The sequence below is a fragment of the Janthinobacterium sp. CG3 genome (assembly GCF_000344615.1).
GTDB lineage: Bacteria > Pseudomonadota > Gammaproteobacteria > Burkholderiales > Burkholderiaceae_D > Janthinobacterium.
Window position 1 is genome coordinate 1233201 of the sequence record NZ_KB467824.1, and the last position, 21804, is coordinate 1255004.

General features: G+C 69.0%; 20 protein-coding genes. 8 read left to right on the top strand and 12 right to left on the bottom strand.

Annotated elements, in window-relative coordinates:
• Positions 1-5 precede the first annotated feature (5 nt).
• The 3 genes from JANGC3_RS0105360 to prsR all read left to right on the top strand — a co-directional run bounded on the left by JANGC3_RS0105360 (position 6) and on the right by prsR (position 4891).
• Positions 6-1391: a TIGR03013 family XrtA/PEP-CTERM system glycosyltransferase gene (locus tag JANGC3_RS0105360; RefSeq protein ID WP_026132590.1), complete on the top strand. Its 1386-nt coding sequence runs from the start codon at positions 6-8 to the stop codon at positions 1389-1391.
• Positions 1388-3460 (top strand): XrtA/PEP-CTERM system histidine kinase PrsK, encoded by a 2073-nt coding sequence (gene prsK / locus JANGC3_RS0105365; protein ID WP_017875455.1) that lies wholly within the window; start codon positions 1388-1390, stop codon positions 3458-3460. Before JANGC3_RS0105360 ends, prsK begins: the two co-directional genes overlap by 4 nt.
• Before the next feature lie 84 nt (positions 3461-3544).
• Positions 3545-4891: a PEP-CTERM-box response regulator transcription factor gene (prsR, locus tag JANGC3_RS0105370; RefSeq protein WP_026132591.1), complete on the top strand. Its 1347-nt coding sequence runs from the start codon at positions 3545-3547 to the stop codon at positions 4889-4891.
• 42 nt (positions 4892-4933) lie between these two features.
• Here the strand turns inward: prsR and JANGC3_RS0105375 are convergent, their stop codons facing one another.
• Genes JANGC3_RS0105375 through JANGC3_RS0105400 form a run of 6 tightly spaced genes read right to left on the bottom strand, consistent with a single transcriptional unit; the run spans position 4934 to position 9557 of the window.
• Entirely contained in the window at positions 4934-5668 is a 735-nt protein-coding gene (locus JANGC3_RS0105375) for a tetratricopeptide repeat protein (RefSeq protein WP_017875457.1), read from the bottom strand.
• A complete protein-coding gene (locus JANGC3_RS0105380; protein ID WP_017875458.1) occupies positions 5665-6909 on the bottom strand; it encodes a glycosyltransferase in 1245 nt (414 codons plus the stop codon). Before JANGC3_RS0105380 ends, JANGC3_RS0105375 begins: the two co-directional genes overlap by 4 nt.
• A gap of 11 nt (positions 6910-6920) precedes the next feature.
• Positions 6921-7763, bottom strand: coding sequence for a hydrolase 1, exosortase A system-associated (locus JANGC3_RS0105385; RefSeq protein ID WP_017875459.1), 843 nt, complete (start codon positions 7761-7763; stop codon positions 6921-6923).
• Positions 7760-8605 carry a hydrolase 2, exosortase A system-associated gene (locus tag JANGC3_RS0105390; protein ID WP_017875460.1) on the bottom strand — a complete coding sequence of 282 codons (846 nt, stop codon included), beginning with the start codon at positions 8603-8605 and terminating at the stop codon, positions 7760-7762. Before JANGC3_RS0105390 ends, JANGC3_RS0105385 begins: the two co-directional genes overlap by 4 nt.
• The gene (locus JANGC3_RS0105395; RefSeq protein WP_017875461.1) at positions 8602-8847 is read right to left on the bottom strand and encodes an acyl carrier protein; all 246 of its coding nucleotides are present in this window, start codon (positions 8845-8847) and stop codon (positions 8602-8604) included. The genes JANGC3_RS0105390 and JANGC3_RS0105395 overlap by 4 nt, the downstream gene beginning before the upstream one ends.
• On the bottom strand, positions 8820-9557 hold the full coding sequence (locus JANGC3_RS0105400; protein WP_017875462.1) for a hypothetical protein: 738 nt from the start codon (positions 9555-9557) through the stop codon (positions 8820-8822). The genes JANGC3_RS0105395 and JANGC3_RS0105400 overlap by 28 nt, the downstream gene beginning before the upstream one ends.
• Before the next feature lie 331 nt (positions 9558-9888).
• Here JANGC3_RS0105400 and JANGC3_RS0105405 point away from each other — a divergent pair, with 331 nt between their 5' ends.
• The 4 genes from JANGC3_RS0105405 to JANGC3_RS30620 are packed head-to-tail and all read left to right on the top strand — an operon-like array spanning position 9889 to position 15486.
• Positions 9889-11475, top strand: a complete 1587-nt coding sequence (locus tag JANGC3_RS0105405) for an acyl-CoA ligase (AMP-forming), exosortase A system-associated (protein ID WP_017875463.1) — start codon at positions 9889-9891, stop codon at positions 11473-11475.
• Positions 11472-12722, top strand: coding sequence for a pyridoxal-dependent decarboxylase, exosortase A system-associated (locus JANGC3_RS0105410; protein ID WP_017875464.1), 1251 nt, complete (start codon positions 11472-11474; stop codon positions 12720-12722). The genes JANGC3_RS0105405 and JANGC3_RS0105410 overlap by 4 nt, the downstream gene beginning before the upstream one ends.
• Complete coding sequence (locus JANGC3_RS0105415; RefSeq protein ID WP_017875465.1) at positions 12719-14620, top strand: asparagine synthetase B family protein; 1902 nt, start codon at positions 12719-12721, stop codon at positions 14618-14620. The genes JANGC3_RS0105410 and JANGC3_RS0105415 overlap by 4 nt, the downstream gene beginning before the upstream one ends.
• Positions 14617-15486: a class I SAM-dependent methyltransferase gene (locus tag JANGC3_RS30620; RefSeq protein WP_051068224.1), complete on the top strand. Its 870-nt coding sequence runs from the start codon at positions 14617-14619 to the stop codon at positions 15484-15486. The genes JANGC3_RS0105415 and JANGC3_RS30620 overlap by 4 nt, the downstream gene beginning before the upstream one ends.
• Before the next feature lie 84 nt (positions 15487-15570).
• Here JANGC3_RS30620 and JANGC3_RS0105425 read toward each other — a convergent pair whose 3' ends face one another.
• The 4 genes from JANGC3_RS0105425 to JANGC3_RS0105440 form a co-directional block, all read right to left on the bottom strand.
• Positions 15571-16026, bottom strand: coding sequence for a VOC family protein (locus JANGC3_RS0105425; RefSeq protein WP_026132592.1), 456 nt, complete (start codon positions 16024-16026; stop codon positions 15571-15573).
• 108 nt (positions 16027-16134) lie between these two features.
• Entirely contained in the window at positions 16135-17145 is a 1011-nt protein-coding gene (locus JANGC3_RS0105430) for a glycosyltransferase family 2 protein (protein WP_017875467.1), read from the bottom strand.
• Positions 17118-17534, bottom strand: coding sequence for a GtrA family protein (locus JANGC3_RS28470; protein ID WP_081611770.1), 417 nt, complete (start codon positions 17532-17534; stop codon positions 17118-17120). The genes JANGC3_RS0105430 and JANGC3_RS28470 overlap by 28 nt, the downstream gene beginning before the upstream one ends.
• Positions 17531-18976 carry a glycosyltransferase family 39 protein gene (locus tag JANGC3_RS0105440; RefSeq protein WP_026132593.1) on the bottom strand — a complete coding sequence of 482 codons (1446 nt, stop codon included), beginning with the start codon at positions 18974-18976 and terminating at the stop codon, positions 17531-17533. Before JANGC3_RS0105440 ends, JANGC3_RS28470 begins: the two co-directional genes overlap by 4 nt.
• A 227-nt stretch (positions 18977-19203) precedes the next feature.
• Between JANGC3_RS0105440 and JANGC3_RS28475 the strand changes: the two genes are divergently transcribed.
• Positions 19204-19491 carry a hypothetical protein gene (locus tag JANGC3_RS28475; RefSeq protein ID WP_017875470.1) on the top strand — a complete coding sequence of 96 codons (288 nt, stop codon included), beginning with the start codon at positions 19204-19206 and terminating at the stop codon, positions 19489-19491.
• A 43-nt stretch (positions 19492-19534) separates the two neighbouring features.
• Here the strand turns inward: JANGC3_RS28475 and JANGC3_RS0105450 are convergent, their stop codons facing one another.
• Positions 19535-20452, bottom strand: coding sequence for a polysaccharide deacetylase family protein (locus JANGC3_RS0105450; protein ID WP_017875471.1), 918 nt, complete (start codon positions 20450-20452; stop codon positions 19535-19537).
• On the bottom strand, positions 20449-21801 hold the full coding sequence (locus JANGC3_RS0105455; protein ID WP_017875472.1) for a putative O-glycosylation ligase, exosortase A system-associated: 1353 nt from the start codon (positions 21799-21801) through the stop codon (positions 20449-20451). The genes JANGC3_RS0105450 and JANGC3_RS0105455 overlap by 4 nt, the downstream gene beginning before the upstream one ends.
• Positions 21802-21804: the final 3 nt, after the last annotated feature.

Here is a 21804-nt window from a genome sequence, read left to right on the forward strand (position 1 = left end):
CAATTATGATACGAATTTTCAGCCATTACGTCTCGAAAACGGCGTTTATCCTGTTGTTGTTGGAGGTACTGATCCTGCTGGTGGCGGCGTCGATGGCCTCGGCCCTCTGGCAGGCCGAGCCGTTGCAGGGGGCCGGCTCGGACCTGTACCTGTCCTCGCTGGCGTTCGCGCTGGTGATCGTCTTTAGCATGAGCGCGCTCGGCATGTACCAGCACCGCTCGCGCGAAGACATTCGCAACAGCCTGCTGCGCATCATGCCGTCGTTCGCGCTCGGTTTCGGGCTGCTCAGCCTGTTGTTTTATTTGGTCCCGACCATCGACTTCGCCCGCGGCGGCAGCCTGATCTTCCTGTTCGGCGGCGTTGGCGTGCTGCTGACCCGGTTGGTGGTGTTCACCTCGGCCGAGTCGGCCATGCTGGAGTCGCGCCTGATCCTCGTGGGCGCCGGTGCGCTGGCGCGCGAGTGTATCGAGCTGGCCGCCAGCAAGATCGGCTACCACAAGTTTACCGTCGTCGGCTGCGTCGACGTGCCCGGCGAGGAATGCTGCGTGCCGTCGTCGGCGCTGTTGCCGGGCGGGCCGTCGCTGCTGGTGCTCGCCCGCCGCTACGACGCGCGCGAGATCGTGGTGTCGGTCAACGACAGGCGCAACGGCGCCTTTCCGGCGCGGCAATTGCTCGAATGCGCGCTCGGCGGCGTGCGCGTGGTCGACGCCGCCACGTTTTTCGAGCGCGAGGCCTGTCAGATCCGCATCGATTCGCTGCAGCCGAGCTATCTGGTCTACGGCGGAGGCTTCGACCAGAGCTTCGTGCGCGCCGCCTCGAAGCGCGTCTTCGACCTCGTCGCCAGCGCCGCCATCTGCGTCGCGGCGCTGCCGGTGATGCTGCTGACGGCGCTGTGGGTGCACCGCGAGGACGGCGGCCCGGTGTTCTACCAGCAGGAGCGGGTTGGCAAGGACGGCAAGATCTTCAAGGTGCTGAAGTTCCGCAGCATGCGCCACGACGCCGAAAAGGACGGCACCCCGATCTGGGCCGCCACCGACGACCCGCGCGTGACGCGCGTGGGCCACTGGATCCGCAAGCTGCGCATCGACGAATTGCCGCAGATGCTCAACGTGTTGCGCGGCGAGATGAGTTTTGTCGGGCCGCGCCCCGAGCGCGCCTTCTTCGTCGAGCAGTTGAAGGCGCAGGTGCCGTACTACGACGTGCGCCACAGCATCAAGCCGGGCGTCACCGGCCTGGCCCAGGTGCGCTACCAGTACGGCGCCTCGGTCGACGACGCGGTGCAAAAGCTGCAATACGATATGTATTACGTCAAAAACAATAGCCTGTTCCTCGACCTGTTGATCCTGCTCGACACGGTCCAGGTGGTGCTGTTCGGCAAGGGCGGCCGGTGACGGCAACGGCGCTGACACCGGGCGACATTGCCGCGCTGAGTTATGGTCTGGCCTCGCTGGCCTTTTTCGCGCTGGCGCTGCTGTTGCTGAGCAACTGGCGCGCGCGCCGCCATAGCCGCGCGCTCGGCCTGGCCTGCCTGCTGACGGCGCTGTGGGCCAGCGCGACGGTGGCGTTGTCGCTGTGGCAAGACGCGCTGTGGCAGGGCACGCTGTCGCTGCCGGGCGTCGCCGTCGAGGTGCTGCGCTCGGGCGCCTGGCTGGTGTTCGTGCTGTTGCTGCTGAAGCCGGCCGGGCTGCGCCTGAAAGTCTATTTCATCGCCGTGGCGGCGATCGCCGCGCTGCAACTGCTGGCCGGCGCGCTGGCCGAGGCGTCCTCGTTCGCCTTCCCCGCGCTGCTGACGGTGATCGTCTGCCGCCTGCTGCTGGCGGTGCTGGGCATGTTGCTTGTCGAGCAGTGGTATCGCCACACGCCGCCGCCGCAGCGCTGGGGCATCAAGTTCGCCTGCCTGGGCATCGGCGGCCTGTTCGCCTACGACTTTTACCTGTACAGCGACGCCTTGCTGTTCCGCACCGTCAACACGGACATCTGGGCCGCGCGCGGCATCGTCAACGCGCTGACGGCGCCGCTGCTGGCACTGTCGGCGGCGCGCAATCCGGCCTGGGAGCTGGGCCTGGCGATGTCGCGCCAGATGCTGTTCCGCTCGGCGGCGCTGGTAGGCTCCGCCATCTACCTGCTGGCGATGGCCAGCAGCGCCTATTACCTGCGCTACTTCGGCGGCGCGTGGGGGCCGGTGATGCAGGTCGCCTACCTGGGCGGCGCGGTGCTGCTGCTGGCCAGCGTGCTGTTTTCCGGCGCGCTGCGCTCGAAGCTGAAAGTGTTCATCAACAAGCATTTCTACAAGGCTATCTTCGACTACCGCGAGGAGTGGTTGCGCTTCACCCGCGTGCTGTCGCAGGACGGCCCGGGCCTGGGCGAGCGTACCATCCAGGCGGTGGCGCAACTGGTCGAAAGCCCCGCCGGCGCGCTGTGGATACGCCGCGAGCAAGACCTGTGCGAGCCGGCCGCGCACTGGAACATGCCGGCGCAGTCGGCCAGCGAGCCGGCCGGCGGCCCGTTTTGCCAGATGCTCGAGCAGCGCCAGTGGGTGGTCGACGTGCCCGAGTGCCTGGCGCAACCGCTGCGCTACGGCCAGTTGCCGCTGCCGGAGTGGGCGCGGGCGCTGCCGCAGTTGTGGCTGGTGGTGCCGCTGATGTTGCACGGGCGCCTGTTCGGCTTTGTCGCGCTGGCGCGCCCGCGCACCCGCATCAGCCTGAACTGGGAGGTGCTGGACTTGCTGAAGATCGCCGGCAGCCAAGCCGCCAGCTACCTGGCGCACCGCGAGTCGGCCGATTCGCTGCTGGTGGCGCGCCAGTTCGAGTCGTTCAACCGCATGTCGACCTTCATCGTACACGATTTGAAGAACCTGGTGTTCCAGCTATCCCTGCTGCTGAGCAACGCGGAAAAGCACAAGGCCAATCCGGAGTTCCAGCGCGACATGCTCGGCACGCTCGACCATTCGGTGAAGAAAATGACGGCGCTGCTGCAAAAGCTCAGCCGCGGCCAGACCCAGGAGCTGGCCGCGCCGCTGTCGATCGAGCAATTGTTGGCGCACGCGGTGTCGTCCCGTTCGGCGCTGGAGCCGGCGCCGGCGCTGGAGATCGAGCACGGCGGCCTGACGGTGCTGGCCAACTGGAGCCGGCTTGAACGCGTGCTCGGCCATTTGATACAGAACGCCGTCGAGGCCACCGCCAAGGACGGCCGCGTGCTGGTGCGCCTGCTGCGCGAGGACGACAGCGCGGTGGTCGAGCTGGGCGACACCGGCCAGGGCATGAGCGAGCAATTCATCCGCGAGCGCCTGTTCAAACCGTTCGAGTCGACCAAGGCGGCCGGCATGGGCATCGGCGTATTCGAGAGCCGGGAATACATCCGCGAAGTGGGGGGGCAGCTGGAGGTGCGCAGCAAGCCGGCGGTTGGCACCACCTTCCGGGTGATTCTGCCGCTGCACCGCGACGGCGCGGTCGCGGTGTAAAAACAAACCGGCGGCGTCGCATCGGAGTCCGGCCGCGGATCTACGCCCTTGGTTTTGCAGACGGAACAACAAACGGAGCGCGACATGGGCAAGCAAAAACTGTTGGTGATCGAGGACGACACGGGGTTGCAAAAACAGTTGCGCTGGAGCTTAGACGCCTACGAGGTGCTGGTGGCCGGCGAGCGCGAGGCGGCGCTGGCGCATGTGCGGCGCCACCAGCCGGCGGTGGTGACGATGGACCTGGGTCTGCCGCCGGACCCGGACGGCGCCAGCGAGGGGCTGGCGACGCTGCAGCAGATCCTGGCGCTGGCGCCGGACACCAAGGTCATCATCCTGTCGGGCAACCAGGACCGCGCCAACGCGCTCAAAGCGATCGGCATGGGCGCCTACGACTTCCACCAGAAGCCGTTCGACGCCGACATGCTCGCGCTGGTGCTGGAACGCGCCTTTTACCTGCACGCGATGCAGCGGGAGAACCGGCGCATGCTGCAAACCCAGGCCGACTCGCCGTTGGCCGGCATCGTCAGCCGCGACCCGGGCATGCTCAAGCTGTGCCGCAGCGTCGAGAAGGTGGCGCCGTCGTCGGCGACGGTGATGCTGCTGGGCGATTCCGGCAGCGGCAAGGAGCTGGTCGCCCGCGGCCTGCACGCGCTCGGCGCGCGCCACGACAAACGTTTCGTGGCCATCAACTGCGCGGCGATTCCCGAGACGCTGCTCGAGAGCGAGTTGTTCGGCTATGAAAAAGGCGCTTTCACCGGCGCCGCCAAGCAAACCCTGGGCAAGATCGAGCTGGCCCACGGCGGCACCTTCTTCCTCGACGAGATCGGCGACATGGCGCCGGGCTTGCAGGCCAAGCTGCTGCGCTTTTTGCAGGAGCGGGTCATCGAGCGCATCGGCGGTCGCAGCGAAATCGCGGTCGACGTGCGCATCGTCTGCGCCACCCACCAGAATCTGAAGGAGCAGGCCGTGGCCGGGCGCTTTCGAGAGGACCTGTACTACCGGCTCAGCGAAATCGTGCTGACGATCCCGCCGCTGCGCCAGCGGGTCGGCGACAGCGCCTTGCTGGCGCATCACTTCAAGAACAAGTTCTGCGCCAGCGAGGGGCGGGCCTCGCTCAATTTTAGCCCGGACGCGTTGGCGGCGATCGAGGCCTACGGCTGGCCGGGGAATGTGCGCGAGGTGGAAAACTGCATCAAGCGCGCGGTCATCATGTCGGACGGGCCGCAGATCGTGGTCGAGGACTTGGGCCTACCAGAGGCGGCGCCGGTGGAAGACCCGGTCAACTTGCGCCAGGCACGCGACGCCGCCGAATACAAGGTGATGGTGAAGGCGCTGGCGCGCTCCGACGGCAACATCGCCAAGGCGGCCGAGCTGCTCGGCGTCAGCCGGCCGACCCTGTACGATCTGATGAACCACCACGGTATCAAATAGCGCCGGCGGCGGCGTCACCGGCGGCGCCGGTCCACCTAGTCGCTATACCTCCTTGTCGACGGCCGGCCGGCGCTTCTCCGGCTCCGCCGGCGCCTCGGGCTCGGCCAGGATCTGCTCTTCCTCTTGCGGCTTCGCCGCGCGCTCCTTCAGCGGCACGTCCTGCCACTGCCCGGCCGCCTGCAACTGTTTTTTCAGCCCAGGCAGTGGAAAACCCTGTTCGTAGGCCTTGCTGGCGTGCTCGCGCGCCCGGGCGTAGTCTTTCTTCTTCGCGTACATCAGTCCCAGGTTGTAGTGGATGGTGGGCTGTTCCGGAGCCAGCCGCGCCGCTTCCCGCAGTTGCTCCAGCGCCGCCTCGGCGAGGCCGCCGGCCAGCAGGTAGGAAGCGTAGATCGAGCGCAGCGTGGCGTCGTCGCGCTTGAAGCGGACCGCCCGCTCGAAGTAGCAGAGCACGGTGTAGCGCGCCCCGGCCGGCCGGGCGGTCTTGCCGCGCAGGCCCAGCCTGGCCATCGACGCCAGCGCCCGGTGGTGGTTGGGGAAGTGTTCCAGCGTGTAGCCGATGTCGCCGCCCAGCGACGCCGACAGGCCGCGTACCAGCGTTTCCACTTCTTTGGTGAAGTGGTATTTCTCGACCACTTCCAGGCCTTGCCGGTCGTCGCCGTTGGTGTAGTCGCCGCCGGGGCTGCGGCGCACATAGTCGTCGCAGTCGGCTGCGGCGCGGGCCGCGCCGCAGCCGCAGCCGACCAGCAGGCCGGCACACAGTATCGCGCTTGGTTTCATGGTTTCTCCTGTCGGCTGACGCTGTCGAGCAGGTCGGCCAGTTGCTTGCTGCGGGCCTGCCGGGAATGCAGGGCGAGGGTGGCGGCGCTGGCCAGCGGCGCACGGCCTTGCCGGGCCAGCGCCAGAAAACGCATCAGCGCGCGGGCGCAGTCGGGCGCCGAATCGAGCCTGCCGATGCTGTCGATGCCGCAGCGCCGCAGCGTGGCCGCGCTGTCGCCGGCGGGGTCGGTCAACGCCAGCAGCGGGCGTCCGGCGCGCAGGTATTCGTATAGCTTGGCCGGGATCTGCGCGTTGCAGTTCGCCGCCTGCAGCAACAGCAGGCCGTCCGCCGTCAACATCTCGGCCAGCGCGGCGCGGTAGGGCAGCGCGGGAGCCAGTTCGACCAGCGCGGCGACGCCGTGGGCGTCGATCAGCGCGCGCAGGTGGGCGTCGTGGCCGCTGGCGCGCAGTACCAGTGTGAACTGGCCGGGAAGCAGTTCGCCATCGCCCTGCAGGCGCGCCAGCGCCGCGAACAGCGCCGTCGGGTCGCGCTCGGAAGGGTAGATGACGCCGCTGTGCAGCAGCCGGAAGCAGCCGCCGGCGCGCCGCCCGGCCGGCAGCTCGGCCGCCGCCGCGGCAAAGTCGCCCTCGTCGTAGCCGTTCTCGATGAGGCTGATGCGGTCCTGGCCCAGCGCCGGGAAGCGCGCGCGGTAGGCGCGGATGGCGCCGGGCGTGGTGCAGACCATGCTGGCGCTGTGGGTGAGGATTTGCGCTTCGATCCAGCGGTGCTGGCGGCGCGTGCGCGGGTCGGCCGGGTAGTCGTCGTCGCTCATCGGGTCGCGCTGGTCGGCGATCCACGGAATGCCGCTCAGGCGCTGCAGCGTCAGGCCGATCAGGTGCGCGGTGGCGATCGGATAGCTCGACCAGATGGCGTCGGGGCGGTGCCGGCGGATCAGCGCCAGGCCGGCCGGCACCGCCGTCAGCCACCAGGAAATCCAGCGGTCGGGCCGGGCCAGCCAGGCCGGATAGCGCCCGCGCAGCGCCAAATGGCGCGAGCTGTCGAGCGCGAAGCTGCGCCGCAGCGTCACCTGCGGGCCGGCGCCGGCCGCCTGGCCGTGGCCGGCGCCGGCCGGCCGGTAGGCGCCGACGCTGGCCGTCAGCACGATCGGCTGCCAGCCCGCCTGCGGCAGGTATTCGGAAAACTTCAGCGTGCGCTGGACGCCGCTGCCGCCCTGGTACGGCGGGTAGTGGTAAGCGATCATTAGCACGCGTTTTACCATGACGTGATCCAGTCCGCGCTCAGTTGGGCCACCTGGTCGCGCCACAGGCTGCGCGCGAAGGTGTGGTTGGCCTGCGCCAGTTGCACCTGGCGCAGCAGCGGGCCGGTGCTCAGTTTGCGCCAGGCCGGGCTGCTGGTTTGCAGGTCGGCGAATTCGCGCGCGGTCAGGTCGTCGCCGCTGAGGATGATCAGGACGCGGCCCTGGAAGCGCGACAGCGCCTCGTACATGCGCTGCGGCGCGTTCTGGCCGGCGCCGGCGGCCGCGGCGGCGGGCGGACGCGCGGCGCCGGCCAGTTGCAGCATCGAGCGCAGCGACTGCAACGGCCGGAAGGCGCCGCCGGCGAGCTTGCGCCAGAACGCCGGATCGCGCAGCCGCGCCAGATAATAATGGCGCAGCGTGGCGCGCGCCAGTCCCGGCGCGGTGCGCACCCACGGGTTGAGCAGCACCAGCCCGCGGATGCGCGGGTCGCTGCAGGCGTGCAGCGCGGCGGCGGTGGCGCCGTCGCACAAGCCCCACAGCACCAGCTCGCGCAATTGCGGCACGGCGCTGAAGAACTGCGCCAGCGCGCTGTCGAGGTCCTCGCCGATCTGCTCGTAGTTGCGCGGCGCGCCTTCGCTGTCGCCCATGCCGCGGTAGTCGAAGCGCAGCACCGGAATGCCGCGCTCGGCCAGCGCGCGCGCCAGCAGCGTGAACTGGCGGTGGCTGCCGACCCGGTATTGCGGCCCGCCGGTGACGATCAGCACGCCGCGGGTGCGCGGGCGCGCCGGCAGGCTGAGGATGCCGAAAAGCCAGCTGGACTGGCAGGGGAAGCGCAGCGCGCGTTGCTCGACTATCATGCCAGCGCCGTCGTGGTGGTCGCCAGCAGCGGCTGGCATTCGACGATCTCGGTGCTGGACCAGAACGCCTGTCCCCGCACCGGCAGCAAGGTCAGCGCCGCGCCGGCGCTACGCCAACTGGCGGCCTGGCGCGCCGCCGCCGGGCCGACGGCGCCGTCGTTGGCCATCATTTCCAGCCACAGCAGCGCGCAGTGCGGGGGCTGGCCGCCGCCGTCCAGCGCGTCGATGGCGGCGGCCAGCTCCGGCGCCAGCAGGTAGCCGCCGACTTCGACGGCAATGCCGGCGGCCAATTCCTGGCGCGCCGACGGCGCGCCCGCGTCGGCGTCGGCGTCGGTGTCGTTGCGGGCGTCGACGTTGGCCGCCAACATGCGGCTGGCCACGCGCATGCGCAGGAACTGGTCGAGATGGGTCTTGCCCTTGAAAACGGGGTGCCATAGGATGACCCGTTCGAGCGGGCGCGGCGCGCGGTTGGCCAGGTCCAGCGCCAACAGCGCGCCCAGGCGCAGGCCCCACAGGCTGAGCGGGCCGGCGACGCGCCGGGTCAGCCATTCGCAAGCCAGCACCAGGTCGCGCTTCCAGATGTGCCAGCGGGCGCTGGCGAAGTCGCCGCTGCTGTCGCCGCAGCCGTACAGGTCGATTTGCAGCACGCTGTAGCCGAGCGCGGCGAAGGCGCGCGCCTGCTGCGCCGCCATGCGCCGGCTTTTGTTGAGTTCCTCGCCGAACGGATGCACGTAGAGGATCGCGCCGCGCGGGGTTTGCTCCGGCGCCGGCTGGTAGAACAGGCAATAGCGTTCGCCCGGGCTGGCCGGCAGGAAGAACGGCACGGCGGGCAGGCCGATCATTCTGCCAACTTGCCGCGCACAAAATCGGCCAGGGTGCCGAGCGTGGCGAAGTGGCGGGCGTGGATGTCGTCGTCGTCGACGGCGATGCCGAAATGGCTTTCCAGCGCCGTGATGACGCCGACCACGGCCATCGAGTCGAGTTCGGGCACGCTGCCGAGCAGCGGCGTGTCGGCGCTCAAGCCCTGCTGGCCGATGCCGAGGGTGCTCGAGAGGATTAGTTTGACGGCTTCGAGGTGGGGCATAGGGACTCCATGGCGGGCGGGTGGGCAAGGGCGCTGGTGTCGAAGGACAGGCGCGGGAACGCGGCGGGCTGCCGCGACAAATGGAAGTAGGGCGCCCGCGTGGCCAGCATCCACTGCCAGCGGCCGCAGCGCAGGAAGGTGGCGCTGCCCAGCGCGACCGTGCCGATGCTGGCGTGGGCGCGCAGCGAGCCGGGGTTGAAGGCGGAGATGCGGCTGCACGACCAGCGCACGGCGCGCGCGCGCAGCAGGCGGTTGGCTTCGTCCCACAGGCGCGGGAAGGCCAGCCCGAGGCGCTCCTGTGGACGCACCCAGACGTCGAAGTCCCAACACGACTGGGGCGACGCCAGCAGGTAGCGGGCGCGCACCTCGTCCTCCTGGTAGGCGTCGAACAGCAGCCACAGAAAGCCGACCAGTTCGCCGCGCCTGACGGCGGCCAGGCTGCAGGCGCCCTGGGCGTAGCGCCCGGCCAGCACGTCGGCGCGGCGCGGATAGTCCGGCGGCAGTTGCTCGGCGCGCTGGCACAGTTGCACCGCGATCTGCGCGCCGCGGCCGCGGCACAGCGAAGCCGTGCCCACCGCCTGGGCGACAAACTGGTATTTGTACAGCGCCCAGCGGCCGCGCGAGAGCCGGTGCAGCAGCCGGCCGAAGGCGTACCAGGCGGCGTTGAGGCAGCCAAGTTGTGCGACGCTTTGACTAAGACGGTTCGCCATGGGGGAGGGGGGAAGAACGGGGCGCGCAGGCCGACGCTGTCCATTTAACACCGTGCCGGCGCAGCCCGGCTTGAGTCCGCTCAAACGCGAGGCTGGGATGGCGTTTTTCGTAGGACGGGTTAGCCCGGCAGGCGTCATCCGACCTTCGGGAGCTTAACTTGGCGGCACCAGGCCGCGACTCCGGTTGCCGCCGCTGGTTTCTAGCGTCGCTGCAGCGTCCGCTTCCTGGCTTAGTTGATAAAAATCAATGAGGGTAGGGGCGTTTGTCCCAATCATAGTGGGATAAGGCGGGCGCTACGACGCGCCGTCATTTTTTTATCACGGGGAAGACATGGCGCAATTGATACAAGATTTCATTTTCCAGTCCGCGCAGCGCACGCCGCACGCGCCGGCGCTATCCGATCAAGGCGTGCCGCTGAGCTACGCGGCGCTGGCGCAGACGGTGCAGGCCAGCGCCGCCGCGCTGTCGGCGCTGGGGCTGCAGCGCGGCGAACGCGTCGCCGTGTATCTTGAAAAACGCGAAGAGGCGGTGGCGGCGATGTTCGGCGCCGCCGCCGCCGGCGGCGTGTTCGTGCCGGTCAATCCACTGCTCAAGCCGGAGCAACTGCGCCACATCCTGGCCGACTGCAACGTGCGCATCCTGGTCACTTCGCGCGAGCGACTGAGGCAATTGGTCGAGGTGCTGCCGGGCTGCGAGGACTTGCACACGGTCGTCGTCGTCGGCGGCGACGACGCCGCGCCGGCCGTCGACGGCCTGCGCCTGCTCGGCTGGAACGCCTGCCTGGCCCGGGCCGTGCCCGGCGCCGCGGCGCGCGGCATCGACAGCGACATGGTCGCGATCCTGTACACCTCCGGCAGTACCGGCAAGCCGAAGGGCGTGGTGCTGTCGCACCGCAATCTGGTGGCGGGCGCGCAGAGCGTCGCCGCCTATCTCGGCAACACCGCCCAGGACCGCATCCTGTGCCTGCTGCCGCTGAGCTTTGACTACGGGCTGAGCCAACTGACGACGGCGTTTTCGTGCGGCGCCTGCGCGGTGCTGATGAACCACCTGCTGCTGCGCGACGTCATCGACACCGTCGAAGAGGAGCGCATCACCGGCCTGGCCGCGGTGCCGCCGCTGTGGATCCAGCTGTCGCAGCTGAGCTGGCCGGCGCTGCCCGGCCTGCGCTACCTGACCAATTCGGGCGGCGCGATGCAGCGCGGCACGCTCGACAAGTTGCGCGCGGCGCTGCCGCACGCCAGCATCTATCTGATGTACGGGCTGACCGAGGCGTTCCGCTCGACCTACCTGGAGCCCTGGCGGCTCGACGAGCGGCCCGACTCGATCGGCAAGGCGATTCCCAACGCCGAGGTGCTGGTGCTGCGCCCGGACGGCACGCCGTGCGACCCCGGCGAGCCCGGCGAGCTGGTCCACCGCGGCGCGCTGGTGGCGATGGGGTACTGGAACGACAGCGAGAAGACCGCCGAGCGCTTCCGTCCGCTACCGCCGCGCCAGCCCGGCCTGACCGTGCCGGAACTGGCGGTCTGGTCGGGCGACACGGTGCGCAGCGACAACGACGGCTTCCTGTATTTCGTCGGCCGCGCCGACGACATGATCAAGACTTCCGGCTACCGGGTCAGCCCGACCGAGATCGAGGAGGTGGTGTACGCCACCGGCCTGGTCGGCGAGGCGGCGGCGCTCGGCGTCGCCCATCCGCTGCTGGGCCAGGCGATTGCGCTGCTGGCCACGGCGGCGCCCGGCGTCGAGCTGGAGCGCCAGGCGCTGGTGGCGGCCTGCAAGGAGCGCCTGCCCGGCTATATGCTGCCGGCGTGGATCGAGGTGCGGTCCGGTTCGCTGCCGCGCAACCCGAACGGCAAGATCGACCGCAAGGTCCTCGCCGTCGAGCTGGCCGGGCTGTTTGGCGGCGGTGCGCGATGAGCGCCGCGACGGCCGCGACGGCGCTGCCGGTGCACGCGGCGATGGACCAGTTCGCGCTGCACGACGATTGCCTGCAACTAGGCGCGCAGCCGCTGACCCGGTTGGCGCAGCGCGTCGGCCGCACCCCGTTCTACGCCTATGAACGGGCGCAGATCGAACGCCGCGTCGCGCTGCTGCGCGCGACCCTGCCGGCCGGGCTGCAACTGCATTACGCGATGAAGGCCAACCCGATGCCGGCGCTGGTCAACATGATGGCCGGGCTGGTCGACGGCATCGACGTCGCCTCCGGCGGCGAGCTGAAGACGGCGCTGGACACCGACATGCCGGTTGCGCGCATCAGTTTTGCCGGACCCGGCAAGACCGACGCCGAACTCGCCTGCGCGGTGGCGGCCGGGGTCGTGATCAACCTCGAATCGGAGGCCGAGATGGAGCGCGTCGCCGTCGCCGGCGCGCGCCAGGGGCTGACGCCGCGGGTGGCGCTGCGCATCAACCCGGACTTCGAACTCAAGCACGCCGGCATGAAAATGGGCGGCGGCGCGCGCCAGTTCGGCGTCGACCAACAGCGCGTGCCGGCGATGCTCAGCCGGCTCGGCCAGCTGGGCCTCGACTTCCTCGGCTTCCATATCTTCTGCGGTTCGCAAAACCTGTCGGCGGCGGCGATCGCCGAGGCCCAGGCGCGCAGCGTCGAACTGGCGCTGAGCCTGGCGCCGCAGGCGCCGTCGCCGCTGCGCCTGCTAAACATCGGCGGCGGCTTCGGCGTGCCGTACTTCCCCGGCGAGCGCGCGCTCGACCTGGCCGCGTTGGGGCGCAGCATGGCGGCGCAGATGGCGCTGCTGCGCCTGGCCTCGCCGGAAACCCGGCTGGTGGTCGAGCTGGGCCGCTACCTGGTGGCCGAGGCCGGCGTCTACGTTTGCCGCGTACTGGAGCGCAAGATCTCGCGCGGCCAGGTGTTCCTGGTCACCGACGGCGGCTTGCACCACCACCTGGCCGCGTCCGGCAATTTCGGCCAGACGATCCGCAAGAACTACCCGGTCGCCATCGGCAACCGCATCGCCGGCGGCGCGCGCGAGACGGTGTCGGTGGTCGGCCCGCTGTGCACGCCGCTGGATTTGCTGGCCGAGCGCATGGAAATGGCGCGCGCCGACGCCGGCGACCTGGTGGTGGTGTACCAGTCCGGCGCCTACGGCCTGAGCGCCAGTCCGGGCGCCTTCCTGAGCCATCCGGCCGCGCTGGAGGTGTTGGTATGAGCGGCCTGTGCGGTTGGTTGGCGCCGCACGGCCAGCCGAACCAGGGGGCGGTTGGGGACGGGGCAAGGGCCGAGGCCAGCGCCGCGTTGCTGGCGGCGATGGCGGCGCCGCTGGCGCGCTTCGACGCCAGCGCCGTTACCAGCGTCCTCGGCGGCGCCGGCGCGGCGGCGGTCGCGGCCGGCGTCGACAGCAGCCATGTGTTCCACAAGGACGGCCTGCTGATCGCGCTGTGGGGCCGCCCGACGCTGTCGCAGGCCGGCGCGCTGGACGGCGCCGCGCGCGTGCCGGCGCTGGCGGCGCGTCTGGCGCAGTTGTGGCGCAACTACGGCCCGAACGCCTGCGCCTCGCTGGCCGGTCCGTTCGCGCTGTGCATCCTCGACGAGCTGAGCGGCGAGGCCTTGCTGGCGGTCGACCGCAGCGGCACCCATTCGCTGTACTACCAAAGCTCGTCGCGCCAGGGCTTGCTGTTCGCCTCGTCGGCCGACGCCCTGATCGCCCATCCGGCGGCCGGCTCGGGACTCGACCCGCAGGCGCTGTATAACTACCTGTACTTCCACACGGTGCCCGGACCGGGGACGATTTACGCCGGTCAGCAGCGCTTGCTGCCGGGCGAATACCTGCACTACCGCGCCGGGCGGCTCAGCCGCGGCGCCTACTGGACCATGGCCTACCAGGAAGCCCAGGCGCAGCCGTTCAAGTCGCTCAAGGCGGAATTCCTCGGCACGCTGCGCCGTTCGGTCGAGGAAAGCGTCGGCCCGAACGGCACCGGGGCTTTCCTCAGCGGCGGCACCGACAGCTCGACGCTGGCCTGCGTGCTGGGCCAGGTTTCGGGACGGGCCGCGCGCACCTACTCGATCGGCTTCGACGCGCCCGGCTACGACGAGATGGCTTACGCGCGCCTGGCCGCCAGCCACTTCGGCACCGAGCACCACGAGCTGTACGTGACGGCCGACGACGTCGTCAAGGCGGTGCCGCGGATCGCCGCGGTGTTCGACCAGCCGTTTGGCAACGCCTCGGCCGTGGCGGCGTTTTACTGCGCCGAGATGGCGCGCGCCGACGGCGTGACGCGGCTGCTGGGCGGCGACGGCGGCGACGAACTGTTCGGCGGCAACGAGCGCTACGCCCGCCAGGCCCAGTTCGCCCGCTACGAGCGCGTGCCGGCGCTGCTGCGCCAGGTGGTGCTGGAGCCGCTGCTGTTCAAGCTGGCCTCGGGACAGCAGCAAAAGCTGCTGTGCAAGGCGCGCAGCTATATCGAGCAGGCCACGCTGCCGCTGCCGGCCCGGCTGGAAAGCTACAACCTGCTGCAGCGCTACGGCCACCACAAGGTGCTCGACGACGAGTTCCTGCTCAACATCGACCCGGGCGCGCCGATGGGCAGCCTGAACGAGGCCTACTGGCTGACCGACGGCAACAGCCAGATCAACCAGATGATGGCGTTGGACCTGAAGTTCACGCTGGCCGACAACGACTTGCCGAAGGTGGTCAAGGCCTGCGAGCTGGCCGGCGTGGAAGTCGCTTTCCCCTTCCTGAACGACGCGATGGTGGCGTTTTCGGCGCGCCTGGCGCCGCAGCAAAAACTCAACGGCACGCGGCTGCGCTATTTCTTCAAGCAGGCGCTGCGCGACATCCTGCCGCGCGCCATCATCCGCAAGGAAAAGCACGGCTTCGGCCTGCCGTTCGGCCTGTGGCTGCAAAGCCACCAGGGCTTGCGCCAGCTGGCCTTCGACAGCCTGAGCGACTTGAAGGGCCGCGGCATCGTGCGCGCCAGCTTCATCGACGAGCTGCAAACGCGCCACCTGGCCGAGCACCCGGCCTACCACGGCACCATGGTGTGGGTCTTGATGATGCTGGAGCAGTGGTTCAAGCAGCGCCAGGTTGAACCGCGGGTGGCGCCGTGACGGAGCGCGACGAGCCGGCGCCGCGCGGCGGGGGCGCCTGGAACACCGGCACGCACGCCGATTTCTTCGCCTATTACGAAAAGGAGAGCGACAGCGAGGCGGCGCGACAGCGCTTCGCGGCGATCCAGGCCACGCTGCTGCGCCTGCTCGGGCGGCCGCAGCGCGCGCTGGCGGTGGCCGACATCGGTTGCGGCGCGGGCACCCAGTGCCGCCTGTGGGCCCAGCACGGCCACCAGGTGCACGGCGCCGACATCAACGCCGCGCTGGTCGAGCTGGGGCGCCAGCGCGCCGCGCAGGCCGGGCTGGCGATCGACTTCGCGGTCGCCTCGGCCACCGCCTTGCCATGGCCGGACCAGTCGATGGACCTGTGCATCGCGCCGGAACTGCTCGAGCACGTGGCCGACTGGCAGGGCGTGCTGGCCGAGCTGGTGCGCGTGCTCAAGCCGGGCGGCGCGCTGTTTCTGAGCACCAGCAACCGCCTGTGTCCGCGCCAGCAGGAATTTACGCTGCCGATGTATTCCTGGTATCCGGGCTTCGTCAAGCGCCGCGTGGTGGCGCTGGCGCTGAGCACCCGGCCGGAGCTGGCCGGCTACGCCGTCTATCCGGCCGTCCACTGGTTCACCTTCTACGGCCTGCGCGACCACTTGGCCGCGCGCGGCGTCGTCTCGCTGGACCGCTTCGACATGATGGACGTCAGCGGGCGCGGCGTGCTGGTGCGCGCCGCGCTGCGGCTGATCCGGGCGCTGCCGCCGCTGCGCTTGCTCGCCCATGTCGCGACCTCGTACACGGTCCTGCTGGGCGTGAAGGAGTCATGCGGCGGTAACACTGCGCATGCCGGCGGCGCAAGCCACACACCAGAGGCGTAACCGCGGGGGCGCACGCTGGGAGGCTGGCCCCGGCCGCCAGCCGCCGGTTTCGCTTGTTGCAACGCCGAAGCCGCCGCTTACTTCTTACTGCGCGACGCCCTGGTCCCAGCGGCGCTGCATCTCCGCCGGTGTCACGTCTTCGATGCGCGAGGCCAGCATCCAGCGATGCCCGAAGGGGTCGACCAGGGTGGCGCAACGGTCGCCGAAAAATTCGTCCGTGGCCGGACGCAACAGCTTCGCGCCGGCCGCCTCCGCCAGCGCGATGGTGGCGTCGACGTCGGCCAGGTACAGGTGGATCGTCACCGGCGAGCCGCCGATGCGCAGCGGTCCCAGCGCGAAGTCGGGGTATTCGTCTGCCAGCAGCAGATTGGCGTCGCCGATGCGCAGTTCGGCGTGGCCGATCTTGCCGTCTGGCCCGGTCAGGCGGAACAGTTCGTTTGCGGCGAACACGCGTCGATAGAAGTCAATGGCCTCGGCGGCGCCGTCGACGATCAGGTAGGGCGTCACGCAATGTTTCGGAGTGGGAAGCGGTGTACTCATGTATAGCTCCTTTGGAAATAATGGTGTTATTCAGTGATGTATTGTTACATAGATAAGGCCGGCGCCCATCCCTTTTCGACGGCCGATCCGGCATCGGACGGGGCGCCGTCAAGGGCCGGCGAGCGGCTCGCCGCGCGCGTCGAAACGGCGACCGCAGACCACTTCGACATGGAAACGCGGACGCTTCTTCGACGACTCATACACCTTGGCGAGGTATTCGCCAAAGATCCCCAGGCTGAGCAGTTGCACGCCGCCCAAGAAATACATGGGAATGACCATCGAGGCCCAGCCCGGCAGCGCATCGTCGGTGAAGATGCGCACCGCCAAGGCCCACGCCGCCAGGGCAATGCTGAGCAGCGAGACGGCGATGCCGACCCCGGTGATCAGGCGCAGCGGATAGGCGCTGAACGAGGTGATGCCTTGCCAGGCCAGGCCCAGCATTTTGCTGAGCGGATATTTGGATTCGCCGGCGAAGCGCGCCGCGCGCTCGAATTCGACGGTCGCCGTCTTGAAGCCGAGCTGCAGCACCAGCGCGCGCAAGAACAGGTGCGACTCGTCGTATTCGCGCAGGGATTCCACGGCGCGCCGGCTCATCAGGCGGAAGTCGGCGTGGTTGTAGATGATTTGCGCGCCCATGAAGGCGAAGAACTTGTAGTAGCTTTCGGCGGCGAAGCGCTTGAAAAAGGAGTCCTTGTCGCGCCGCGAGCGCACCGCGAAGACGATTTCACTGCCTTGCCGGTAGGCCGCCAGCATCGTCGGGATCACCTCCAGGTCGTCCTGCAGGTCGGCGTCAAGGCTGATGAGGATGTCGCCGGGCGCCGTCATCAGGCCGCACAGCAGCGCGTTCTGGTGGCCGCGGTTGCGGCTCAATTTGATGCCGCAGACGGCGCAATCGCGCTGGGCGTACTCGTCGATGAGGCGCCAGGTGGCGTCCCGGCTGCCGTCGTCGACGTAGAAGATCGCGCTGTCGGCGGCGATATCGCCGGCCAGCTTCATCCTGTCGAGCAGGGCGCACAGGCGGGCGGTGGTTTCCGGCAGCACTTCCTGCTCGTTATAGCAGGGCAGCACCAGTCCCAGAACCGGCAGCGCGCTTATCCGGGCCGCTTGTTGAACGTCCACAGACCATTGACGAGATAGTTCCATATCAATACACCTAAGGTTGTGAGTATCTGCGAGGGAAGGGCGGCGACGCCAAGCGACAGCAAAAACGACAACAGGACCGAATTCATCAATAGGCCGGCGCCGCAAGCGGCGAGAAAGCGCGGGGCGGTGGCGCGGTGCGAGGCGCGGCTGCGAAAGCTCAGGCGCGCGTTCAGCAGATAGTTCACCAGCGCGCTGAGCGCGAATCCCAGCGACGACGACCACACCACCGGCAGGCCGCACGCCAGCACGCCCAGCGCCGCCAGCAAATAGTGCAGCGCCGTGGAAAAGCCCCCCACCAGCAAAAATCCGGCCATGCTGCGCATCGATAAGTTGCCGGCCGATGCGTCCGGCCCGCGCGGCGTCATGCGCCCGCGCGGACCGGGCGCGGCGTGGGCGGGCCGGCGCGCGGGCCGCTCCAGCGGTCCGCCAGCAAGACGGCCAGCAACACGCAGGGGATCCACGTCACCGGTTCGTGGTACTTGCCGGCCGATTCAAAGACACTGTGCAGCAAGAGAAAGTACAACCAGCCCCACACCAGCACGCTGGCCGCGCACAGCCTGGCGCCGTCCAGTAGCAGCGCCGCCATCAACAGCCAGCAAAGCAACCACCACAGATTCGCCATCGACTTCAGCGCGAAATAGAGGCGGTTGTCGCGCCGCTCGCCTTGCCAGCGGAAGGTGGAGGCGACCCCGCCGGCGTCGTCGCCCATAAAGCGCAACTGTTTTTCGACGCCGAGGCGCAGGAACGCCAGCGGTTGCTGGCGTATCCAGCGCAGCGCCAGTTGCTTGCCGGCGCTGTCGTGCTCGAGTTCGCCCAGGTGCGACAGATCGACGGCGCCGCGCGGCGAGTAACCCCCATTCGCCAGCGGGTTGTTGGCGCGGTACAGGTTCGAGCCGCCGTTGGTGCTGACCAGCTTGAAGGTGCCCAACACCTGGTAGTTGCGCAGCGCCCAAGGCGCCAGCGCCACGGCGGCGCCGCACAGCAGCAAGGCGGCGCCGGCACGCGTGCGCCCGCCGGCGCGGGTGAACAGCCAGACGGCAAGCGCGGGTATCAGCAGCTGGGTGGACGGCTGTACCAGCGTGGCCGCGCCCAGCAACACGCCGGCGCCGAACAACGCCCGGCGTTTTTGCGACAGTGCGCACACGGTAGCCCAGACCAGCAGGGCGATGACCAGCGTTTCCTTGTCGGCGGTGTCGCTGTGGGCGACCAGATTGGGCCAGGCCGCGAACAGCAGCGCGGCGATGTTGGCGGCCGCCGTATTGCCGAGCATGCGGGCGAGGCGGTGCACGCCGACTGCGGCGACGACAAACAGCGCCAGTTGGCTGCACAGCACCGCCGACTCGGCCGGCACCGCGCGCAAGACGGCGCTGAGAAAAAACGCGTAGCCGGGCGGCCAATACGCCAGCGTTTGCGCGCTCTGGTAGGCGTCGCCGGCGAGCAGTTTGTTGGCCAGTTCGAGGTAGGTGCGGCCGTCCGACGACGGCTGCGACGGCAGGACGAGCGCCCACGCCAGGCGCAGCAGCAGACCGAGCGTCAAGGCGGCCGTCAGGCCGGCGCGCGTCGACAGCCGGCGGAACAGCCGGTAAACGGCAGGGACCCAGCGATGCCGCAGCCACAGCAAGGCCACCAGCATGGCCACGGCGAAGCCGGCGACGGCGATCTCAAGCGAAGCCGGCAGCGTCGCGACGCCACGGGCGAACAGCACGGCGCTGGCCGCCCAGGCGGCGGCGGCGATGTAGAACAGCACATAGCTGAGCCAACTGCCTTCTGGCGCAAGGGCTGGCGGAGCGGCGGCGTGCGGTTTCATGGTGTTTATCGGTGAGCGGCGTGTGCAACGATTGAACCACACAGGGAGCGACGTGTTTGCGGCAAACGATGGTCTGTTGAAATGGCTCAAGGACAGCAGCCGCAGCCGGAGCCTCATGACCGGTTAAGGCTTTTCGTAGATCGGGTTAGCCGGAACGGCGTAACCCGACTGGCGTCGGCAGCGGTTCGGCGTCGGATGACGCTTTCGCTCATTCGATCTTCGGACACTTGGCGTCGCTGTCGGCGCTGGGCAAGGAGTCCCAGCACAAGTACCTGATAGTTCAACGCATGGAGATCGCCGATCTCGCCCAGGTGCTTAGCCATCAGATTAACCGCCTGTACGAGACCACGTCGCACGTGATCGACTTCGTCGGCGGCGGCGTGTTTTCATGCGTCTATGACGACCACGGAAAAATGGTCGAGATGGATAGTTGTGGCCTGCGCCAGTCCAGCAGTCCGGACGGCGTTATTACCGTGTACGGCTCGGGCAAGAAGGGCGGGTTTGGCGTGGTTTAGCGCGCGCTGCGAATACCGCGCGCGCTATTACCATGGTATTTGATTATGCGCGCAGCATGTTTTGCCCCAGGCGCAGCAGGAAGCGCACGCTACCGCGATCCCACGGCGTGAAGCGCGGCAGTTGAAACAGGTCGCAGCCGGCGCGCGCCACGCCCCAGTCGGTGGCGACGGCCGCTTCGAAGCCGAGCGACTTGACGATGTCGACGTGCTGCGCGCCGTAGTCGCGTCCGCGTTTGCCGTTGGGGTAGGCGAACAGTGTCACCGGCGCCTGCAGCAGTTGTTCCAGCTGGCGCTTGCCGGCGCCGATGTCGCTGCGCGCCTCCGGGTCCGCTTGCTGCGCCAGTATCGGATGGCGCTGGGTGTGGGCGCCGATTTCCATGCCGGCGCGGCGCAGCGCGACGACCTGCGCGCTGCTCATCATCAGCGCCGCCCGCCGCGGGTAGGCGCCCTGGTCGTGGATCGCGGCGGCAACGGTCTGGCGCCGCTCGAACGGCTGGTATTTCAGGGCGCCGAGGATGGCGTCGATCGCCAGCAGGCGCTGCGCCACGCTGCCCAGCGGCAGGCGCCCGAGCCCGTGCGCCGACAGGTCCAGTTCGTCTCCGGCGGCGTGGCGCACGCGTTCGATAATGCGGTCGTTCCACATCTGGCCGCCGTCGAGGTAGCCGGTGGCGATAAAAAAGCAGGCGTCCAGGCCGTATTTTTGCAGCAGCGGCAGGGCCACTTCGGCGTTGTCGGCGTAGCCGTCGTCGAAGGTGATGCAGGCCGCGCGCCACGGCAGGGTGCCGTCCCGCAAGCGGCGCGCGGCCTGGCCCAGCGGCAGCACGTTGAAGCAGCGCTTGAGCAGGCGCAGGTGCCGCTCGAACTGGGCGCCGTCCGGCTCGCCCGGCAGCAAGGGGTCGGCGCGCGCCAGCACGCGGTGGTAGATCAGGATCGACAGCGCCGGCGCCGGCCAGCGCGTCATGGTTCGGCGCCGGCGCCGCGGCGCGCCTTGTCCAGCGCCGCCGCGCGAACCCGGCGCGCCTGTTGCGGCGTCGTGGCGGGCGCGGTGCGCAGCGGCGCCGCGCGCGGCGCGCCAGAGCGCAATTGCTGCTCGACCAGCACGCGCGTGGCGACGACGGCCGCCATCAGGTAGTAGGGCAGGTCGAAGTAGAGCAGGCTGAGGAAGGCGCCGCCGACGGCGAAGCCGATCATGCTGGCCTGGATCATCACGGCCAGGCCACCGGCCCAGGCCAGCTCCGCGCGTCCCCTGGCCTGGCGGATGGTCCAGGCCGCCGAGCGCCAGGTCAGCCAGCCCAGCAGCAGGTACAGGCCCAAGCCGACGAAGCCGTGTTCGCCCAGCGCCTGGAAGTAGATGCTGTGGGCGGCGTGCACATCGGCCGGGTTGGGCGCGTAGCGCGAGAACACGGACGCGTGCGAGACTTCGAAGCCGCCGCCGAAGAAGCGGTCGCAGGCCAGGTTGTAAGCCATGCGCCAAGCGTTGAGCCGGCCCAGCGCCGAGCCGTCGGCATGGTAGTCGCCGATAGTGTCCATCCGTTCGGCCCAGCGCTGCGGCATGAAGAGGAAAAACACCGGCGCGCACAGCAGCACCAGGCTGCCGAAGGCGAGCTTCCTGCCGCTCTTGTACCACATGAACAGGCCCATCGCGACGATCGCCACCAGCGCGCCGCGCGAGTACGAGCCCAGCGCCGACAGCGCCGACAGCGCCATCACCGCCAGCAGCGCGGCGCGGGTCCATTTCCGGGTGCTGTTCTGGTACAGGTAATACATCAGCGGCAGCGTGATGATCAGGGCCAGCGCGAAGGCGTTGTTGTCGCCGATGAAGCTGCCCTCCGGCCCCCACACGCGCTCGGTGCCGCCGCCGCGCAGCGTAAACAACCCGCCCTTGACGCCGTAGTAGCCGAGCGAGAACACCAGCACCCAGACCAGGCGCTGGATGTCGCGCCGGCTGCGTATCACCATCAGGATGACACAGGTCATCAGCATGATCTTCATCACCTTGTTCCATTGCACCCAGCTCGACGCCTGCAGCAACGCCAGCGGGGTGGTCACGTTCATCCACAGCACGAACGCCAGCAGCGCCAGGCTGACCGGCGTCAGCGGCAGGCTTTTCGGCTCGCGCGAGACCAGCATGCTGAGCATGGTGGCGACGGCGATCAGGAAGGCGAACGGCAACTGGGTGGCGTAGCCCCAGCCCTGGCTGTGCGGGTTCATGACGCTGACCCAGACCCACATCAGGCCGCCGATGGCCGGGCGTTTCAGGATGAAGGGCAGCGAGGCCAGTATCGTCAGGGTGATGAGGAGGTCGCGCATGGC

Coding starts and splice junctions, on each gene's coding strand:
- JANGC3_RS0105390 (WP_017875460.1), bottom strand. CDS start 8,605: ATGATCGGCCTGCCCGCCGTGCCGTTCTTCCTGCCGGCCAGCCCGGGC.
- JANGC3_RS0105440 (WP_026132593.1), bottom strand. CDS start 18,976: ATGAAACCGCACGCCGCCGCTCCGCCAGCCCTTGCGCCAGAAGGCAGT.
- JANGC3_RS0105410 (WP_017875464.1), top strand. CDS start 11,472: ATGAGCGCCGCGACGGCCGCGACGGCGCTGCCGGTGCACGCGGCGATG.
- JANGC3_RS0105405 (WP_017875463.1), top strand. CDS start 9,889: ATGGCGCAATTGATACAAGATTTCATTTTCCAGTCCGCGCAGCGCACG.
- JANGC3_RS28470 (WP_081611770.1), bottom strand. CDS start 17,534: ATGACGCCGCGCGGGCCGGACGCATCGGCCGGCAACTTATCGATGCGC.
- prsR (WP_026132591.1), top strand. CDS start 3,545: ATGGGCAAGCAAAAACTGTTGGTGATCGAGGACGACACGGGGTTGCAA.
- JANGC3_RS0105415 (WP_017875465.1), top strand. CDS start 12,719: ATGAGCGGCCTGTGCGGTTGGTTGGCGCCGCACGGCCAGCCGAACCAG.
- JANGC3_RS0105395 (WP_017875461.1), bottom strand. CDS start 8,847: ATGCCCCACCTCGAAGCCGTCAAACTAATCCTCTCGAGCACCCTCGGC.
- JANGC3_RS0105385 (WP_017875459.1), bottom strand. CDS start 7,763: ATGATAGTCGAGCAACGCGCGCTGCGCTTCCCCTGCCAGTCCAGCTGG.
- JANGC3_RS0105375 (WP_017875457.1), bottom strand. CDS start 5,668: ATGAAACCAAGCGCGATACTGTGTGCCGGCCTGCTGGTCGGCTGCGGC.
- JANGC3_RS0105400 (WP_017875462.1), bottom strand. CDS start 9,557: ATGGCGAACCGTCTTAGTCAAAGCGTCGCACAACTTGGCTGCCTCAAC.
- JANGC3_RS0105455 (WP_017875472.1), bottom strand. CDS start 21,801: ATGCGCGACCTCCTCATCACCCTGACGATACTGGCCTCGCTGCCCTTC.
- JANGC3_RS0105360 (WP_026132590.1), top strand. CDS start 6: ATGATACGAATTTTCAGCCATTACGTCTCGAAAACGGCGTTTATCCTG.
- JANGC3_RS0105450 (WP_017875471.1), bottom strand. CDS start 20,452: ATGACGCGCTGGCCGGCGCCGGCGCTGTCGATCCTGATCTACCACCGC.
- JANGC3_RS0105380 (WP_017875458.1), bottom strand. CDS start 6,909: ATGATCGCTTACCACTACCCGCCGTACCAGGGCGGCAGCGGCGTCCAG.
- JANGC3_RS0105425 (WP_026132592.1), bottom strand. CDS start 16,026: ATGAGTACACCGCTTCCCACTCCGAAACATTGCGTGACGCCCTACCTG.